This is a genomic window from Mesorhizobium koreense, assembly GCF_031656215.1.
In the GTDB taxonomy this organism is placed as follows: Bacteria; Pseudomonadota; Alphaproteobacteria; order Rhizobiales; family Rhizobiaceae; genus Mesorhizobium_L; species Mesorhizobium_L koreense.
On the sequence record NZ_CP134228.1, the window covers coordinates 4,496,849 to 4,515,451 of the forward strand.

The following is an 18,603-nucleotide window of genomic DNA, read 5'->3' on the forward strand; positions in this document are numbered from 1 at the left end:
GTGCTCAGAGGATGCCACCCCTTGCCGAACTATTGGTAGCGGGGACAGTCGATGGCATGAGATCCGCACCGCCTGTTGCAACGCCACGCGCTTCGGCAATGATCACCGTCGCCGCCTTCTCACTGATCATGTAGATGGGCAAAACGATAAATGTGCCCGGTATGTGCGGGAATACGCTCGCATCGACAATGCGAAGATTCTTGGTCCCGCGCACCCGGAAATCCCCATCGAGCACCGCCTCGGGGTCATCGCTCCTGCCGATCTTGCAGGTGCACGAACAATGATGCCCCCACGCCTGGTCCCTGACCCACTGCGCGAGCGCCTCATTCCCTTGAACGTCAGGCCCCGGTAGCACCTCCCGCATCACATACGGCGATCCCTTCATCATGCTCCGTGCGAAGCCGACCGCTCCCACGACCGCTGCGATATCGTCGCCGTCGGCGTCGTTCCCCTCCTCGAAGTAGTGGAAATTCACGTAGGGTCGATCGAATGGATCGGCGCTTTCCAGCTTGACCTCGCCAGCCGTATTGCGGGTGTGAGCCTTGAGGACGGCCCAGGTAAACTGGTTCCGAACGGGCTCGAAATACGAGAAGTAACGCGGGAAATAGCCCTGGAAGTGAGCTGCCAGCGCGAAAACAAACAGATCGGGATCAGGCACATCCGGCTTTGACCGCTTGAGAAAAGCAAGTGCGCTTCCGCTCGACGTGTAGACGCCCGTCCGCGTGGCCTGCCACTGCGCAAGCGCCGCGTCGAAGTCCGGATCGTCATCGAAGGTGGCGTTCGCGTTCACGGTCCAGTCGGAAGCCATCTCGAAGACGACCCCCACCTCATAGCGGTCCTGCAGATTGCGCCCAACGCCCGGCAGATCCACGCGTACCGGGATTCCATGCTCGGCAAGGTGCTCTTTTGGCCCGATCCCCGACAGCATCAGCAACTGCGGCGTGTTGAAGGTTCCGCAGGCAAGGATGACCTCGCGAGCCGCGTGCACTTCCCCGGGTGTCGGGTTCGTCACCTTACACTGGACGCCGGAATTGGGATCGGCACTGTATAGGTTCCGGCCCGCCAGATACTTGACGCCGGTCGCCACGTTCTCGTCGCCATCCGCGAACAGGACCTGGGTGACATATACCCCAGTCCAAATCGTCAGATTCTCCGGAAACTGCGCAGCTACCTGACGGATAAACTCGCGCGGGCCGTTGCGGGCATGATCGGCGGTCGCGAGCGGAATCGTCAGATATCCTTCCCGGCCTTCGTCTGCGACCTTTCGTGTATTGGGGTCGAGTAACGGGTCGATGGGGGCCATTGCATAGGCCTGTCCCGCAGCCCCGACGGCGTATTGCAAGGTTGTCTGGAGCTGCCAGTCCTGCGGACTTCCGCTGGTGTCGGATTTTTCCGTGACCAACCATCCGCTGCTTCCGTGCCCGGTCGCGATAACTTCAGCGGGGCTTAGATATTCGCAGCGTTCCAACTTCTCATAATATTTCCGCATCGAGGCCGCGTTCCAGGAATCGTCGCCGGTAATCTCTGCGATGCGATCCCAGTCGCTGTTCGAAGGGTACACGGTAATCAAGGCGTTGTGGGCAGTGCAGCCGCCGAGGGTGCCGGCGCGCGGGTAGAGAACCCCGTTCTGGCTTGTCACGAATTTCGGGTCACGCTCCTGCTGCTCCTGGCCAGCGTAATGGCGAACGTAATAGTCCCATCGAAAGGCTTGATCCTCGGTCGAGAGGCCATTGAAGCCGGGCACCGAGTAGTTGAGGCTGTCCTCATCCCCGCCCGCTTCCATCAGCAGAACCTTGAATCCTGCCTTCGCAAGGTTGGCGGCGAGCGGCCCGCCACCGGCGCCGGAACCCACGATTACATAGTCGAACTGAGCACTATCGTTCATCGCTCCCTCCCGCTCACAGCATCGCTACTTTGCGCCGCAGATAATCGACACGTCCACCGATCAATTCATGTGAATTCTTGTAGAATCTTACATTTGCAAGGAGAGTAATCGCGTTGTCGTGAACGAGCTTCCCGATCCGCCGCGCAAGAAGATCGGAACGGTCAATCTCGCGGTTTGCTATATGATTCCCGTCTTCTTCCGGAATGCGGATGTCGGAGGTCCCGAGGTAGGCTGGAGACTGAAGAGATCGGACGGGTCGCTGGAATTGGTCGGGCGGAACAAAGGCGGCGGCAGGCCGACTACACCGGGTGTACACGCGTTAGAAGGCGGTGAGAAAGTTAGGCAGCCATCTTTACATAAATATGTAACCGGTTACAATTGGTGTCGGAGTTGGAATGACGCGGCCTAAAATACTCCGTCCATGACCGACAATCGGGAGAAGAACCCATGTTACGCAAGCGCGACTGGTTTCGGCGCGCTGAAGCAGGCAGCGTCGAAAAACATCACGCTCGGGATCAGGCCGGAGCATTTCAACGTTCCCGATGGCGCTCCGACGCCATTCCCGTGACGGTCGGACTGGTCGAGCCGCTCAGCTCCGATACGCTCATCCATTTCTCGCTTGCGGACACGCCGGTCATCGCGCGCGTTTCGCCAGATCTGAATCCGGACGATCAGGTCGCGCTCGCGCTGGCTACCGGCAAGGCGCATCTGTTCGATGCCGATACGGGCGAGGTAATCCGATGATTTCCCGATCCGACGGCAGTCGGAACGCACATACATTCGGGATATGCCGATGAACGCGGGCGCTTCCAACAAGCCGACGATCATTTGCGTCGGCCTCTCGGCCCTCGACTATATCTGGCAGGCCGACCGCCTGCCGGACCCTGTTCTGTCGAAGGTGCGCGCCCGCCAGTTCGTCACCGCCGGCGGCGGCATGGCGGCGACGGCCGCGGTGACGGTCGCAAGACTTGGCGGCGACGCCCATTTCTGGGGACGTGCCGGTGACGACACCGCAGGCCACATTATGCATGACGAACTCGCCGCCGAAGGCGTCGATGTCGATGGTTTCAGGCTGTTCGACGGAGCCCGCTCTTCCGTATCCGGCGTTTTCGTCGATGGCGAGGGTGAGCGGCACATCATCAATTTCCGTGGCCACGGGCTACCTGACGAGGCCGGCTGGGTGCCGCTGGAGAAAATCGCTTCCGCAGCCGCGGTTCTCTCCGATCCGCGCTGGCCCGACGGCACCGAAGCGGCGTTTACAGCTGCACGGCGCGCCGGCGTGCCTACGGTGCTGGATGCCGAGGTCGCCGACGCCGATGTCTTCGAGCGGCTGTTGCCACTCACCGACCACGCGATCTTCTCGCAGCCCGCTCTCGCCGGCTTCGCGGGCCCCGATATCGACGCAGCGCTCAAGCGGATCGAAAAAACCTATGACTGCGGCGTCAGCGCCGTCACTCTCGGTGAGAGAGGCGTGGAATGGCGAGAGGGTAATGAGCCCCACCGGCTGCCCGCCTTTGCCGTTACCGTGATCGATACGAACGGCGCCGGCGATGTCTTCCACGGGGCTTACGCCTTCGCCCTCGGCACGGGCATGAAAATCAGGAAAGCGATTGGATTCGCGTCGGCTGCTGCCGCACTCAAATGCGCCAGGCCCGCCGGTCGCGGCGGCATTCCCACTTTCGACGATATTACCGCATTTCAAAGGACAACAGCATGACGACGATCGGCAAGTACAGGGGCTTGGCACGACTGGCGGACGACAAGGGACATTTCACGATGGTCGCGCTCGATCAGCGGCCGCCGCTTTTCTCGGCGATCGCAAAGGCACGCGGCATCGCGCCCGGCGAGGTGACATTCGAGGACATGCTCAAGGCCAAGCGCCTTCTGGTGGAAGCTCTGGCCGAGGATGCGAGTTCCATGCTCTTCGATCCCAATTTCGCCGTGCCGGCGGCGATCGACATCCTACCGAAGAAGACGGGACTGATCATGACGCTCGAGGATCACAGGGTCGAGGAAACACCGGAGGGGCGCAAGTCGCGCGCCATCGCTAATTGGAGCGTCGACAAGATCCGGCAGATGGGCGCCGACGGCGTCAAGGTACTTGCCTGGTATCGCCCAGATGCCGGGCGCGACGTCAAAGAGCACCAGAAGAATTTCGTCCGTTCGGTCGGCGAGGATTGCAGGCGTCACGACATCCCTTACGTGCTCGAGCTTCTGGTCTATCCCTTTTCCGGCAGCCAAAACTATACCGCCGATTATGTGGAATCACCCGACAAAAGAGCGGACCTCGTGATCGAAAGCGTTCGGGAATTCGCCAAGCCCGAATATGCGGTCGACCTCTTCAAGCTGGAGACACCGCTACCCGCGGCGTCGCTACCATCTCCCGATGGCAGTGCTGCAGCCAAGGCAGCCGCGAGCCAGTTCGAGGCGATAGGATCGGTTTGCGCCGGCGCCGGCATTCCCTGGGTCATGCTTTCCGGCGGCGCAGCACCCGAACAGTTCGAGCGTGTCCTCTCCTATTCCTATTCCGCGGGAGCGCAGGGTTTCCTTGCAGGTCGCACAATCTGGCTCAACGCTGTAGAGAACGGGTTTCCCGATAGCGGTAAGGTGCTGAAAGCGCTTCGCGAAGATGGCCGCAAGCGTTTGACGCGGCTGAACGAGCTTACGGCAGGCCAAGCCAAGCCGTGGAAACCTTTCTATCAAAAGGCGACCGCGACAGCGGAAGGCGACTTCGCCAAACGCTATGGGTTCGCCGCGTGACACTGTCAGTGTTCGAGGGCACAGCGCACCTTGTGGCAGGTCGCTTACGAAGCCGGCTTTGAACGAAGACGCTCCGCCGCGCCGGGATCCGCTCGACGACATAATTGCGGCGGAAGCCCGCGCATGATCAATTCGGCATCGGCGACAGCCATGCGGCCGATTTCAAGAAGGGCATCGGCCGTTCCGCCGGCGCGATGCGCGGAAAGCAGGAGGCCCGGAAGGGAGCGCACCGGATCATCCGGCGCCACAGGCTCCTCGGGGAAGACGTCAGTAGCGGCCCGGATGTGGCCCGATCGGACGGCCTCCAGCATGGCCGGAAAATCAACGACCGCGGCCCGGCTCATGAGGAGAAAGATCGTTCCGCGCTTCATGCGGCTGAATTCGCGTGCGCCGATGAAGCCCTGGTTTTCGTTCGTGACGGAAGCGAAGACGACGATGAAAGCGTTTCTGGAGAGGATTTCTTCGAGGCCGGCCGGTCGACAGTCGTGGCGAAGAATAATCTCCGCCGGCAGCCAAGGGTCATAAACGGAAACGACATTTCGAAATGGCCGGATGAGATCACGAAAAGAACGTCCGAGATCACCGAATCCGATGATCCCAACCGTCGCACCCTCGAAACGGACCGTGTCGGCGTTGCCTGCCTGTCCGTATTTTTCCCTGCCTGCGCGAAAATCACGATCGGCGAGCGTTATCCCGCGCGCAAGATCAAGAGCCATTCCCAACGTGGCTTCCGCAACGGGCGCGGCGAAGGCGGAGGCCGGCGTCAGAACCCAGATGCCACGCTTCTGGCAGGCCGCGTAATCGATATTCGGAAGGAAGTTCGTCTCGACGTTGATCACGGCCCGCAGATAAGGGGCTTTGTCGAGCTGCTCTTGCGACAGCGAAGTCTGGCCGAGCAGGATATGTGTTCGGGGCAAGAGCCGGTCGACTTCCTCGTCCGGCATCGGCCGATCCTCGGACAGAATCACCTCTCCAAGCGCTTCCAATCGGCGGCGCACGGACGGCTCCATGATCGTATCAAGCCGCCGGGGGAGTGGGTCGGCGATGATGACGGGCTTGTCCATGGATCGTTATCTCGTCTCTTCGATCAGGCCACCTCAATGATACCACTCATCTCGCATATCATAGTATGAGGACCGGCAGGCCAAGCTCGGCAGCGGCGGCCTCGAGGGCAGCACGGTGATCGCCATAGGCGAGCGCCATATGATGCTCGAGCGCCGCCCCCATGATGTGCTCGAGCACATTCCTCGAGCCGGAATCGAAACGTACCACGCCGGACGTCCCGTTGAAGGCCAGCGGGCGTTTCAGCATCTCGCCGCCGCCGATCACCGCCATCGGCATGCCCTTCGCCTGGCTCAACCGAAAAAAAGTGACCTTGCCCGGCTTCAGCGGGAATTCGTAAAGGAGCGGCATGCGGCGGTTGTTATGGATCGCCGCAGTCGGCTTCGTGTCGGGATCGGCCATCGACAAAGGCGCCTGGCCGCAATGCCAGACCACGCCGGTATTGTCCGTCACGTCGAGGTCCACCAGATCGGTCAGGAAGGCCGGTGCGCCGGCCACCTTTTGCAGGAGCAGACTGGTCAGCGCGCCATAGACATCCGCCTCGCAAGCGCAGGGCACCTTCGCCTCTCCCATCATCGCGACCGGGCCGCAGACCGCTCCGCCATATTCGGTGAAGGTTTCGGGCCAGCAGCGCACGGCGAATGCGTCGTAGGTGCCGGCCGCACGAATTTGATCGAGCGCGCCCTTCAGCCTGAGCGAACGGTCGAGTTGCTTCTGATCGACCTTATCGAGACCTGAGAGCGTCGCCGCCACCTGCTCGCGGAGCCGGGCCGGCATGTCGGCTCCCTCGCTTCGTGCACTATCGAACAGGTCGGTTATTGCAAGTTCGTCGACCGTGATATCCGCAAGTGTCTTCAGTGCGGTCTTGTCATAACGGCAGGTATCGAAACCGTCGGGATGCGCGCCGAGGCGTCCAATGCGCGCGCCGCGGAGCGACCGGGCTGCCTCCCGGCCTGCCGGATCGCCGGCATTCGCCGGACGTGCGGGAACGGCGACGGCACGGCGTTTGCCGGCAAGCAATTCACTGACCGCATCCCCTATTCCCGGGCTTTGCTGGTCCGCATAGAGATACCCGAATTCGCGGCCGTTCAAGCCGAGGGCGTACGCCGCCAGGTTCAAGCCGCAGAAGGAGTTGAGCCTGAGCTTGCCGCCGGTGCGCGCTTCGGGAACCGCCCAGATCGACAGCGGCTCGTCAAAGGCGTTGGCTATTTCCACGATCGCCACGGCATCCGTAAAGCTGATCTGCAGGACAAGAATCTGGCTGAGCGCAGTCTGCTTCAGTTCGGCGATCGCTTCGCGCGTGGCGTCCTGATCCATCAGAAGCTTGCGTGGCCCCACGATCGCGTGACCGCTGCTTTCCAGCACGCCAAGCATGCGCTCGAGATAGTCCTCCGACAACGGCACGTCGAATGTCGAGCGCGCCAGCGGCAATACGCCGATCGTCTTCCTGGTGGTCATGGCCGGATTTCCGTTTCAGTGAGTCTGGGCTTCTGCATCGTGCAGGGCCTCTCGATACAAATCGCGCAGCGGGCGCATGCCGATCGTGCCGATCCCGTTCGCCGCCAGCCAGCCGGCGATGGCACCGCTTTCGAGCAGCCGGACCTCGTCGATGCGATAGTGCGCGCGCAACGGCACCACGGTTTCGATGTCGCCGCTCCTGTTGGGGTGAAGCGCCACGAAGGTGAGGCCGCCGGGCAGGGTTTCGATCAGCTCGCGATAGGCGGCTTCGCTCTCCTCGGTTGCCACGCCGGGCGTCATGCGGAAATCATCGACGAGCGGCATCGCCCATTGATCCAGTCGCTTCACCGCTGCGGAAAGCGCTTCGTTTGCGCCAAGAAGATCGAGTTTGAGCACGCGTGCGTAGTGATCCGCGCTGCGAGGCAGCAATACCGGCAGCCGATAGTCGCGCCCGACGCTGCAATAGGCCTCGATCAGCGGTGGAGAGAGTGCCGCGCCCATATGGGTGTCGAGATGCGTGATATCCATGCCGAACGCCAACGCACGGTCGATCTGCGCCCGCATTTCCTCTTCCGCTGCTTCCTCCACGACGCCGTCCGCGAGCGCGGCCACGCTGCGGTGGAAATAACCTTCGTCGTCGACCAGCCCCGACGCCTTGCCGGCACGCGTTAGCGGACCCCAGCGATAGCCCATCCATTCGCTGGTAAGGGTGAGATGGACACCGAGATCGAGTGTCCTGTCTTCCGCCGCGATCCGCGCGATCTCGGGTGACCATGGGCAGGGCATCATCACCGATCCGCAAGTGAGACGGCCGAGCCGGCTCAACTCGACGAATGCGGTGTTGGCACCGTGGCACATGCCGACATCGTCTGCATGCAGGACGGCGACCCGCTGCCCCGAGGCAAAGCCGAGGCGATCCAAGAAGGCATGGCTGCTCATGACGTTCGGGCCGTCAGTTCGAGAGGCTGCTTGAGGATCAGATCCTCGCCCTGGAAGTAGAGCGGGAACTGGCGCGGGCCGAATTCTCCGACGCCTTCCTTTTCGGCGTGGAGATAGGGCCGGTGCATGCGGTGGCCGGTGAATTTGAAACGGCCATCGGCATCGGTCGTCGTCTTGCCGCGCTGCTGGTTGACGAGCAACGTCTGCTCGAAAAGCGTAACAATAGCGCCGGCGACCGGCGCCCCGTCCGATCCGACCACCCTGCCCTCGATCAGCCCGTGATCGTGGAAGCCGATATAGACGTTCCAGATCACGACCAGCACGAAGATGGTGCCGAAGGTGACGGTGAAGCGATTGTTGAGCCAGGACCATCTCATGCGATCAGCCCTTGGTCGCGCCTGACGTCAGGCCCTTGATGAATTCCTTCTGCGCCAGGAGGAAGATCAAGAGGCCCGGCACCAGCACCATGACGCAGAAAGCATAAAGGGCGCCGGTCGTGTCCTCCACCACCGAGAGAAAACGGGACAGGCCGAGCGGTAGCGTCTGCATGTTGACGTCTCGTACGACGACCAACGGCCACAGGAAACTGTTCCAGGACCAGATGAAGGACAGGATCACGTTCGTCGCGATCGCGGGCTTGGTCAGTGGCATGATCAGGCGGAACATGATCTGCCAGTCGGGCACCCCATCGATCCGCGCAGCTTCCACCAGAGAATGCGGGATTGCTTCGAACGCCGCCTTGAAGATGAAGATGCAGATGATCGTCGACATCAGCGGCAGCGCCATGCCGAAATAGGAATTGAGGAGGTGCAACTTGGCGGTGATCAGATAGGCCGGAATGATCGTCACCTGGAACGGGATCATCATGCAGGAGAGGAAGAGCATGATCGTCGCCGCCTTGCCGGGAAAATCCCGCGTCAGCGCATAGCCGGCCATGGCGTTGAGGAAGACATTGGCGACCACCACCATGATCGAGACGACGACACTGTTGACGAGGTAGCGCAGAAACGGAATCGCATACCAGACATCGACGAAATAGAACGGGTTCGCCTCATGCGGCAGGAGCGAAGGCGGATAGGAGAAGATGTTCTCGCCTGTAAGGCTGGTCTTCAGGACCCAGTAGAATGGCACGAGCATCAGGGCGGAAATCAGCGCCAGGGCAAAATGCACGGGCCAATGCCTGCGACCGCGAGCCATGCTACGCACTCCGCCTGACCGCGCCGGCCTCGCCGCCGGCAAGCCGGTTCGCGACGAAGGCAAGCCCGACGAAAAGAACGAAATTTGCCACCGTCATCGCCGCCGCATAATCGAAATGCCCGAGTTTGAAGGCGGTCGAATAGATATAGGTGACGAGCAGGTCCGTTGCGTGCCCCGGCCCGCCGCCCGTCATGACGAAGATCAGGTCGAAAGCGTTGAAGGAATTGATGATGCCGACGACGAAGCAGAGGAAAAGCGATGGCTTCAGGAGCGGTACCGTGATGCGCCAGAAACTCTGGCCGGCACTTGCCCCATCGATGGATGCCGCTTCGTAGAGATTGGGCGGAATGCTCTGCAGTCCGGTCAGCAGGATGATCATGTAGAAACCGATCACCTGCCAGAGCGACGCCAGGATAACGGCCGGCAGCGCCCATTGGAAGCTTTCCAGGAACGGGATGCCCTTAGGGATGATGCCGAATGAGATCAGCACATAATTGATGAGCCCGACCTTCTCGTTATAGAGCCATTGCCAGATGATGCCGACAGCAACCGTCATCACCGGATAGGACATGAAGACGATGGTGCGGTAGACACCACGCCCCCGGATTTGCTGGTTGACCAAAAGCGCCACACCGAGCGCCAGCGCGATCCCCACCGGCGCCGACGCCATGAAGATCAGCGTATTGGCCACCACTTTCCAGAAGGCATCGTCGTAGAACAGCATGTTCTGGTATTGATAGAGGCCGGCAAAGCGTGCCGGCTTGTAGGGCGACCAGAATTCCAGCGACAGCACGACATTCCACACCAGCGGAATGATGCGATAGAGCAGGAAGATCACCAGCGAAGGCAGGAGGAAAAGCCAGATCAACCCGAGTTCGCGCGACCGACGGCGCGCCCAGAAGGCCGGCCGCGCGGCGGGATCTGGCGGGGTTGCCGTCATCCTCTCCGCCACGCGTTCGACCATTGCGCCTTCCCGTTCCTATTCCGCTTCGAGAATGCGGTTGACCTTCTTCTCCGCGGCGTCGAGCGCGTCTTTGGCGCTCTTCTGGCCGAGCAGCGCCGCCTGGAGTTCCGGGTAGAACGCTTCCTTGATTGCCGCATCCTGCGCGAAGGGCCAGTTGCCCGTTAGCTTGTCGAGATTCTCAAGCTGTGTCTTCAGGGCGGGAATGACGGCAGGGATATTCTTCTCGAAATACTTCATGAGTTCGGCGTCGGCTATCTTGTCGCCCATGAGGTTGTTGGTCTGCTCGCCGAAGGCAATGGCCCCGTCACCGCTGGTCGCGATCTTGACGAAATCCCAGGCGGCGTCCGGATGCTTCGATCCTGCCGAGATGACCAGCGCATGCGAATTGGGCGTCGACCATCCGCCCGGCAGGTTGATGGCGCCGACCGAGTTCTCATTCACCCAGTTCGCCTTGCTCTTGAACCACAGATAGGCCGGCGCATGCGCATGCAGCATGCCGACATTGCCCGCTGCGAATGCGCTGTTCGGCTCGACCCATCGGCCTGTCCAACTCACCTTGTCGATCACGCCTTCCTTGGTCAGCTTGGCAAGCTCCTCGACCAGTTTCACGGCTTCCGGCGTATTGAAGGCGGCTTTCTTGAGGTCCGGCGTGACGAAGTCGATGCCGTTCATCTTGAATAATGGCCAGTAGAGCCAGTCGAAATTGAGCGTGATGAAGCCGGACGTAGTGCTACTCGCCATCTTCTTGGCGTCTTCCATCATCTCTTCGAAGCTGGTCGGATCCTTGGTGATCCCTGCCTTCTTCATCATTTCGCGATTGAGGAAGAGCAGCGTCTTGGAGATATAGAGCGGCGCGCCGTAGTTCTTGCCCTTGTAGACCCAGTTATTGAGCACCTCCGGATACATCCGCTTGGTGTAATCCTGGTCCTTGTTTAAATAAGGCGTCAGGTCGAGCAGACCGCCCTGAGAGGCATATTGAAGCCAGATGCCGCCTTGCAGATCGAGAATATCCGGCGGCGTGCCCGCGACGACCTGTGTCTGATACCAGGCCGGCAGCTCGGTGCCCTTCATGTCGATGCGCTTAACATCATAGTCCGGGTGAATCTTCTTGAAGGCATCCACCCATTTCTGGAACCCATCCGTGTAATACGGGATATTCCAGGTTACGACGGTAATCTCCTTGTCGGCCGCTTGCGACGGCGCGGCCATGAAGCCGGCCGCCAGTGCCATTGCTCCGGCGGTGAACAGCAATGCTAGTCTTTTCATCGACTTCCTCCCTGTTTGGCGTGTTGTCGTTTTGCCGATCTTCAAATCCGTGCCATTCCTAATGGCGCGAAAAGTCGAGCTTCACCTCGCGGCCCCTGGCAAGCGCTTCTTCGGCGGCCAGACAGACCAGAATGCGCTTGCGCGCCTCCTCGCCCGTCACGATCGGCCGGTTTGCCTTGAATGCCTCCACTGCCAGGCAAAGCTCTTGGTCGAGTTCGAACAGTTCGCCGGACGCGGCGGCTTCGATCTTCTCCGCCTTGTCCCGGCCCTTCCTCTGCACCTTGATCTCGAAGGAAGGTTCGCGCGTGCGGTCCTCGGCGCCGGACCACCAGGTCCGGATCGAGCCGTCCGTACCAACGAGTTCCATGACGTGATGATGCTCGAAGCCGGCAAGGCTCTGCGTGATGACGGCGTAGGCGCCGCCCGGCCAGTGCATGACCGTCGAGAAATTGTGCGCCATCGCCGCTTCATTGCCTTCCGTGCCAGGCGCCGGACGCCCGTTACCGAAAGCGACGAGACGGTTGGGGTCGCCGAGTTCCTCGAAATACCACATCACCGAATCGAAGAAATGGACCGGCTCCTCCAGGATCCACGAGCCGACCTGATCGCGCTTGTAGCGCCAGCCTCCCGACCCCTGCCGATAGGGAAAACGAAACAGGCTGACATTGGCGTAAAGCGGCCGCCCGATAGCGCCTTCCGCCACCAGTTCCTTCAGCCTGCCCCATTGTGTCGAGAGGCGGAACTCATGGCCGATGCTCAATACCTTGCCGGAAGCTCCGGCTGCGTCAAGAAGATGGTCGCAGGCAGCGACGCTGAGCGCCATCGGCTTTTCGAGCAGGACATGCTTCCCCGCCTCGAGCGCAGCGACCCCGATCTCTTCATGCATGTGATTGGGCACGACGATATCGACGGCTTCAATCGAGGCGTCGGCCAGAAGCGACTTGTAATCGCGATAGATCGGAATGTCCGGGAAGCGCTTGCGGGCGGCGGCGGCCGTCGCCTCGCTCTGGCAAGCGATCGCGGCGAGTTCCGCGCCCGGCGCCTTGGCGATCGCCTCCGCGTGATGGGTGCCCCAAAGACCGTACCCGATAAGACCGAAGCGCAAATCCATCCTCCCCGAATTCGCCGCCGCAGTGTAACTGTAACCGATTACAAACAGTAGACAGCAAAGCCCAATCACTGTCAACCGGCCGAGCCGCACTGCTCAACTTTCCGGCGCCGGCCCCGTCGAGCCTCGCAGGATCAATCTCACCTCGACTTCCGTCGCATGGGTGACGGTCTGCCCCGCGATGCTGTCGATAAGATGGTCCGCCGCCAACTGGCCGATTTCCCGCGCCGGCAGCGCCATCGTCGTCAGGCCCGGAGGCAATTGCGAGGCCCAGTCCAGATCGTCGAACCCGGCTATGGAAAGGTCCTGCGGCACGCGGTAACCAAGCGCCTGCGCTTCAAGCAGCGCGCCGAAAGCAAGCACGTCGTTGCCGCATACAATAGCCGTCGGGCGCGGCTTACCGCTCATCAGCGCTCTCAGCCCCTGTCGCCCCTGCTGCACCCGGTACGGACCCTCGATAGTCCTCTCCGCGGGCAGATCGAGCCCACGTGCCGCAAGCGCCCGGCGCACGCCCTTCACACGACCGCTGGCGCGATCGCTGACCTGATTGGGACCGGCGATCATCGCGAAGACCCGGTGGCCGAGGTCGAGCAGATGCTCGGTCAGCCGCGCCGCAGCGGCCTGGTTGTCGAAACCGATATTGGGATGGGGCGAGCGCGGGTCATAAATGGCGGTGTTGACGAAGGGAATACCGCGCTTCTCCATGAGCTGGTAGAGCGCTGGGTGGTGCAGTTCACCTTCCAGCATAAGCCCGTCCACACCAGCCTCTATGAGGTTCCGGCATTGAGCCAGTTCCAGTTCCAGATCATATTCGAACAAAGCCAAGAGGACATTGTAGCCGCGTTCCCGGCAACGCTTCTGCAGCGCCGCCACCTTGCTGGCGCGGGTAGCGTTGTCGACCGTGGGAATGATTGCGCCGATGGCGTGCGAGCGACGCATCGACAGCGCCCTTGCTGCGCCGTGCCGGATATAGCCGAGTTCACGGACCGCGCTCTCGACGCGTGCGCGTATATCCGGCCGGACGCTGGCTGGCTCGTTGAGGAAGCGCGATACGGTGGCTGTCGAGACCCCGGCCGAAAGAGCTACATCGCGAACGCCCGGAAACCGGCGAACGTCGCCAGGGCCGTTCCTTGTCGAGGAGCTTTCTCCGTCGTTCCGCGGGGTTTTCATCTTGATCTCGACTAAAGAAAAAAGGCCTGTTACGCTGTAATCGGTTACAGAATGCACTATCGCCGTGCTTCTGTGAAGAGAGGCAGAGCGGGTCAGGAGGAGCGTTTGGCCACAGTCAATCTGCGCCAGGTCGTCAAGCGCTTCGGCGCGGTCGAGGTCGTCCATGGCATCGACCTCGATATCGCCGACACCGAATTTCTGGTTCTGGTCGGCCCGTCTGGCTGCGGCAAGAGCACCCTACTGCGCATGGTCGCGGGATTGGAGGACGTCTCTTCCGGCGAAATCCGGATCGACGGCAAAACGGTCAACGAGGTACAGCCGAAAAACCGTGACATCGCCATGGTCTTTCAGGACTACGCCCTCTATCCGCACCTCAATGTCTTCCGCAACATGTCCTTCGCGCTCGAGGTGCAGGGCAAGCCGAAGGATCAGATCAGCGCGCTCGTCAAACGCGCCGCGGATATTCTGGACATCGCGCATCTGTTCGACCGCCTTCCCGGCCAACTCTCCGGCGGCCAACGCCAGCGTGTCGCGATGGGACGGGCGCTGGTGCGCAATCCGAAGGTTTTCCTGTTCGACGAACCCTTGTCTAACCTCGACGCGAAGCTGCGCTCCGACATGCGCATCGAGATCAAGAAACTGCATCAGGAGGTGCGGACGACGGTTATCTACGTCACGCATGACCAGGTCGAGGCGATGACGCTCGCCGACCGCATCGTGGTCATGCGTTCGGGCCATATGGAACAGATCGGAACGCCGGACGACGTCTACAATCGCCCGGCGACGCTGTTCGTCGCCGGCTTCATCGGCGCGCCGCGCATGAACCAGATCGCCTGCCGTCTGGCGGCGGATGGTGGGGCGACAGCCGAAACGGAGGACGGCATCCGCTTCCCCCTCACCCGCTATCGCCGCGATGCGCTCGGCGATGCGGACCGCAAGCTGGTCCTTGGGCTGCGGCCGGAAAACTTCGCGATAGCTGGCGAAGACAACCCGCTTTCCTTCGAGGCCGTCATCCGCTTCGTAGAACCGCTCGGCTCAGATACGCTTGTCTTCTTTCCGCTCGGCGGGACCGAGATCATCGCGCGCCTGCCGCCTTCGCCTGATCTCAAATCCGGCAAGACGATCCGTCTTGCCGCCGATCCGGACAAGCCGCATCTGTTCGATGCCGAAACCGGAAAACTGATCGCACCGGCTTCCTGAGAGACTTTCATGGATAAAAAGAATCCACTGGCAATCGCCAAGGAAGATGTCGGGCGCGGATCCCCCATCGGGTTCGAAGCCGTTGCGGACAACGCGACGGTGATCCGGCGCTTTGCCGATGATCTCATGGCCGAATACCTTGCCGCAAAGGCCGCCGGTCGGGAGAAGGTGGTTTTCATCCTGCCGGTAGGGCCGGTAGGGCAGTATGAATTGTGGGCACAGGACTGCAATGACAAGCGCGTCAGCCTGAAGGATCTCGTGCTCGTCAACATGGACGAATATTTGACGCCCGACGGCGGGGACTTCATTCCCCTTTCCAATCCGCTGAGCTTCCGTGCCCATATGGAGCGCAATTTCTTTGCCCGGCTCGATGCCGACCTGGCACCGCCGCCGGGAGCACGGCATTTCCCCGATCCGCGCAATCCGCAAGCAACCGGCGATCTGATCGACAGGCTTGGAGGGGTCGATGTCTGTTTCGGCGGCGTCGGCATTACCGGCCATCTCGCCTTCAATGACCCGCCCGAGCCCGGCGAGCCGTTGGACCGGGCGGCTTTTGCCGCGCTGCCGACGCGGGTGGTGCGGCTGTCGCGCGAGACTCGGCTTATCAACTCCATCACGGCCGCGTCGGGCAATATCGACTATATCCCTGAACTGGCGGTCACCGTCGGTATGAAAGAGATATTGGCAAGCCGTAAGGTCCGCATCTTCATGAACCGGACATGGCAGTGCGCAATCGTGCGCAAGCTGTTGCACGGTCCCGTGACGCCGACGGTACCGGCGTCATTGTTGCAGGATCACCCGGACGCCCGCGTGGTGGCGGCCGATGTTGTCACGGATTTGCCCCTTCCCCAATTGCACTGACGGTCCTTCTGCTCCGCGCCCTCAAAATATCTCCGGCTCGGGCACCGGCGCTGTTCCGGCGAGGAAATCGAAGTCGCAGCCCTTGTCGGCCTGGCTGACATGTGCCTGGTAAAGCGCCGCGAAGGAACGCGAGTAGCGCTCGGGCGGTGACCATTCTCTGCGGCGCCGATAGAGTTCTTCCGCATCGACCAGCATATCGAGCGTGCCTGCCTCGGCGTCGAGGCGGATGCGATCACCGGTTTTCAAAAGCGCGAGCGGGCCGCCGACGGCGGATTCCGGCGCGACATGCAGGACACAGGTGCCGTAATGCGTGCCGCTCATGCGTCCATCCGAAATGCGCACCATGTCGGTGACGCCCTTCTGCTGCAGCTTTTTCGGGATCTGGAGATTGCCCCATTCCGGCATGCCAGGGGCGCCGACCGGCCCCGCCCCACGCAGGACAAGGATTGTATCGGCCGTGACATCGAGATCGGGGTCGTCGACACGCCTGCGCATATCTTCCGGCCCGTCGAATACGAGCGCGGCACCTTCATGGCGAAGGAGATGCGGGCTGGCCGCCGAGGTCTTCATCACCGCGCCGTCGGGAGCAAGATTGCCTCTGAGCAGCACCAGCGTACGGCCTTTCGCGATCGGTATTACGGGGTTGGCCGGAGTGCGGATGACATCATCGTTCCAGCACTCCGCCCCTGCGATCGCTTCGCCAAGCGTACGCCCTTCCACGGTTATCGCGGAGAGATCGAGATGCTCGCCGATGCGTGCCAGAAGTGCTTTCATGCCGCCGGCGAAATAAAAGTCCTCCATAAGATTGTCGCCGGAGGGAAAAAGATTGGCGAGAACCGGAATGCGGGCCGAGACCTGAGCCATGTCATCGAGCGTCAGCTCGACTCCTGCGCGCCCGGCAATCGCGATCAGATGGATGGCGGCATTCGTCGAGCCGCCGAGCGCCATATAGGCGGCGATACCATTCATGATCGCTGACCGGGTCAGGATATCGGTCGGCTTCAGGTCCTCCCAGATCATTTCCACGATACGGGAACCCGCGAACGATACCATCCGAGCATGACCCGAATCCACGGCGGGGATCGACGACGCCCCCGTGATCGTTATTCCCATCGCATCGGCGATCGAAGTCATCGTCGAGGCCGTGCCCATCGTGTTGCAGGTTCCGGCGGAGCGTGTCATGCGGCCTTCAAGATCGATCCACTGGTCCTCACTGATCCTGCCAAGCCGCAATTCCTCCCAGTATTTTTTCGTGTGCGTGCCCGCACCAGCCTTGACGCCGTGCCATTGGCCATTCGACATCGGTCCCGCCGGACAGAAGATCGCCGGAAGGCCCATGCTGATCGCGCCCATCAGAAGACCGGGCGTGGACTTGTCGCAGCCGCCAAGGAGCACCGCTCCGTCGATCGGGTGCGAGCGCAGAAGTTCTTCCGTCTCCATGGCGAGGAAGTTGCGATAGAGCATGGTGCTCGGCTTCACCATTACCTCGCCGACGGAGAGCGCCGGCAATTCGACCGGATAGCCGCCCGCCTGCCAGACGCCGCGCTTGGCGGCTTCGGCACGGTCGCGCAGATGCGCATGGCAGGGGCTCATCTCGCTCCATGTGTTGATGATGCCGATTACAGGCCGGCCCATGAATTCCTCGCGCCGCATGCCCATCTGCTGGGTGCGCTGGCGATGCGAAAACGCGCGAATATCGCTTGCGGCGAACCAGCGCTGGCTGCGCAAATCCTCGATGCGCTTTCTAGGCTGTTTCAGATTACCCATGGCGTATCATCCTTCCAATTCAATCGTGCCTTATTAGACCGTCACGCGGCAGCGGACGATACCGTCCATCATCGAAACGGATTCGCAGGAAGCCCTGTTATCCCGACATCGAGCGCGATCAAGCGACCGGCGAGTGGCTGGCTTTCCGGATCGGTCAGATGGGCGGAGGCCGAGGTCACATAGATGGTCTGGTAGTCCGGCCCTCCAAAGGCGAGCTTGGTAGGGCGCTCTACCGGAAGGCGCACGACAAGATCGAGTTCGCCGCGCGGCGTATAGCGAAGCAACTGGCTTCCCCAAACAGCCGCCGCCCAATAGCAGCCTTCCGCGTCTACTGCTGCGCCATCCGGACGGCCCTGGCTCTCACTGAGTTTGGCGAAGACGCTACACTCGCCGAGCAGCCCCGTCTCGGGATCATAGCTGGCCTTCCAGACGGTCCGATGGGGCGTATCGGCCAGATAGAGCGTCCTGCCGTCGGGGCTGAAGGCGAGGCCGTTCGGGATGGACAGGCCGGAAAGAAGACCGGTCTTCCCGCCCTCACCGTCGACCAGATAGAAATTACCGACCGGATCCGGGGTCGTGCCCTGCGGCGCCGGGCGCATGGTTCCTACGATCAGACGCCCGTTCAGATCACAGACGGCGTCATTCGTTCGGCTTGACGGATCGTCGGGCTCGATCTCGATGAAAGTGGCTGCCGTCTCCGTTCGAAGGTCGAAACGTTGGATCGAATCGGCTTGCCCGACCAGCAGCTTTCCATCGCTGCAAGGCTGCACGAAACCAGCCTGCTGCGGGAACAAAAAGCGCTTCGTCTGCCCATCCGAAGCGTCGGTGGAAAAAAGCGCGTGACCGGGGATATCGACCCAGTGAAGCCTGTTCGCGGTAGCGTCATAAAACACGCTTTCGCCAAGGAGCGCTTTTGCCTCGCCGATGACCTCGATGGCCGGCGTCAGGACGCGCACTGGCATCGCC

17 protein-coding genes are annotated in these 18,603 nt (G+C 61.5%); 5 read left to right on the forward strand and 12 right to left on the reverse strand.

Annotation, left to right across the window (positions count from 1 at the left end; genetic code table 11):
* Positions 1 to 4: 4 nt before the first annotated feature.
* Positions 5 to 1,885, reverse strand: a complete 1,881-nt coding sequence (locus RBH77_RS21500) for a GMC family oxidoreductase (RefSeq protein WP_311029600.1) — start codon at positions 1,883 to 1,885, stop codon at positions 5 to 7.
* A gap of 447 nt (positions 1,886 to 2,332) precedes the next feature.
* Here RBH77_RS21500 and RBH77_RS21505 point away from each other — a divergent pair, with 447 nt between their 5' ends.
* Genes RBH77_RS21505 through RBH77_RS21515 form a run of 3 tightly spaced genes read left to right on the forward strand, consistent with a single transcriptional unit; the run spans position 2,333 to position 4,645 of the window.
* Positions 2,333 to 2,629 (forward strand): hypothetical protein, encoded by a 297-nt coding sequence (locus RBH77_RS21505; protein ID WP_311029601.1) that lies wholly within the window; start codon positions 2,333 to 2,335, stop codon positions 2,627 to 2,629.
* Positions 2,630 to 2,678: 49 nt separating this feature from the next.
* Positions 2,679 to 3,602 carry a PfkB family carbohydrate kinase gene (locus RBH77_RS21510; RefSeq protein ID WP_311029602.1) on the forward strand — a complete coding sequence of 308 codons (924 nt, stop codon included), beginning with the start codon at positions 2,679 to 2,681 and terminating at the stop codon, positions 3,600 to 3,602.
* The gene (locus tag RBH77_RS21515) at positions 3,599 to 4,645 is read left to right on the forward strand and encodes a tagatose 1,6-diphosphate aldolase (protein ID WP_311029603.1); all 1,047 of its coding nucleotides are present in this window, start codon (positions 3,599 to 3,601) and stop codon (positions 4,643 to 4,645) included. The genes RBH77_RS21510 and RBH77_RS21515 overlap by 4 nt, the downstream gene beginning before the upstream one ends.
* Before the next feature lie 44 nt (positions 4,646 to 4,689).
* On the opposite strand, the gene RBH77_RS21520 is transcribed toward RBH77_RS21515, so the two are convergent.
* The 9 genes from RBH77_RS21520 to RBH77_RS21560 form a co-directional block, all read right to left on the reverse strand.
* Positions 4,690 to 5,709, reverse strand: coding sequence for a hydroxyacid dehydrogenase (locus RBH77_RS21520; protein WP_311029604.1), 1,020 nt, complete (start codon positions 5,707 to 5,709; stop codon positions 4,690 to 4,692).
* A 58-nt stretch (positions 5,710 to 5,767) separates the two neighbouring features.
* Entirely contained in the window at positions 5,768 to 7,165 is a 1,398-nt protein-coding gene (locus tag RBH77_RS21525) for an L-fucose/L-arabinose isomerase family protein (RefSeq protein WP_311029605.1), read from the reverse strand.
* Positions 7,166 to 7,180: 15 nt separating this feature from the next.
* Positions 7,181 to 8,104 carry a polysaccharide deacetylase family protein gene (locus RBH77_RS21530; RefSeq protein WP_311029606.1) on the reverse strand — a complete coding sequence of 308 codons (924 nt, stop codon included), beginning with the start codon at positions 8,102 to 8,104 and terminating at the stop codon, positions 7,181 to 7,183.
* Positions 8,101 to 8,481 (reverse strand): carboxypeptidase-like regulatory domain-containing protein, encoded by a 381-nt coding sequence (locus RBH77_RS21535; protein ID WP_311029607.1) that lies wholly within the window; start codon positions 8,479 to 8,481, stop codon positions 8,101 to 8,103. Before RBH77_RS21535 ends, RBH77_RS21530 begins: the two co-directional genes overlap by 4 nt.
* Positions 8,482 to 8,485: 4 nt before the next feature.
* Positions 8,486 to 9,301 carry a carbohydrate ABC transporter permease gene (locus tag RBH77_RS21540; protein ID WP_311029608.1) on the reverse strand — a complete coding sequence of 272 codons (816 nt, stop codon included), beginning with the start codon at positions 9,299 to 9,301 and terminating at the stop codon, positions 8,486 to 8,488.
* 1 nt (position 9,302) lies between these two features.
* On the reverse strand, positions 9,303 to 10,265 hold the full coding sequence (locus tag RBH77_RS21545) for a carbohydrate ABC transporter permease (protein WP_311029609.1): 963 nt from the start codon (positions 10,263 to 10,265) through the stop codon (positions 9,303 to 9,305).
* 15 nt (positions 10,266 to 10,280) lie between these two features.
* Complete coding sequence (locus tag RBH77_RS21550) at positions 10,281 to 11,531, reverse strand: ABC transporter substrate-binding protein (RefSeq protein WP_311029610.1); 1,251 nt, start codon at positions 11,529 to 11,531, stop codon at positions 10,281 to 10,283.
* A gap of 58 nt (positions 11,532 to 11,589) precedes the next feature.
* A complete protein-coding gene (locus RBH77_RS21555) occupies positions 11,590 to 12,636 on the reverse strand; it encodes a Gfo/Idh/MocA family protein (RefSeq protein ID WP_311029611.1) in 1,047 nt (348 codons plus the stop codon).
* A gap of 99 nt (positions 12,637 to 12,735) precedes the next feature.
* Complete coding sequence (locus tag RBH77_RS21560) at positions 12,736 to 13,809, reverse strand: LacI family DNA-binding transcriptional regulator (protein ID WP_311029612.1); 1,074 nt, start codon at positions 13,807 to 13,809, stop codon at positions 12,736 to 12,738.
* Between the two features lie 105 nt (positions 13,810 to 13,914).
* Here RBH77_RS21560 and RBH77_RS21565 point away from each other — a divergent pair, with 105 nt between their 5' ends.
* Positions 13,915 to 15,009, forward strand: a complete 1,095-nt coding sequence (locus RBH77_RS21565) for an ABC transporter ATP-binding protein (protein WP_311029613.1) — start codon at positions 13,915 to 13,917, stop codon at positions 15,007 to 15,009.
* A 9-nt stretch (positions 15,010 to 15,018) separates the two neighbouring features.
* On the forward strand, positions 15,019 to 15,870 hold the full coding sequence (locus RBH77_RS21570; RefSeq protein WP_311029614.1) for a sugar phosphate isomerase family: 852 nt from the start codon (positions 15,019 to 15,021) through the stop codon (positions 15,868 to 15,870).
* Between the two features lie 21 nt (positions 15,871 to 15,891).
* Here the strand turns inward: RBH77_RS21570 and araD are convergent, their stop codons facing one another.
* Both araD and RBH77_RS21580 read right to left on the reverse strand, forming a co-directional pair.
* A complete protein-coding gene (gene araD, locus RBH77_RS21575; RefSeq protein ID WP_311029615.1) occupies positions 15,892 to 17,637 on the reverse strand; it encodes an L-arabinonate dehydratase in 1,746 nt (581 codons plus the stop codon).
* A gap of 68 nt (positions 17,638 to 17,705) precedes the next feature.
* A complete protein-coding gene (locus RBH77_RS21580; protein ID WP_311029616.1) occupies positions 17,706 to 18,599 on the reverse strand; it encodes an SMP-30/gluconolactonase/LRE family protein in 894 nt (297 codons plus the stop codon).
* Between the last annotated feature and the right edge of the window lie 4 nt (positions 18,600 to 18,603).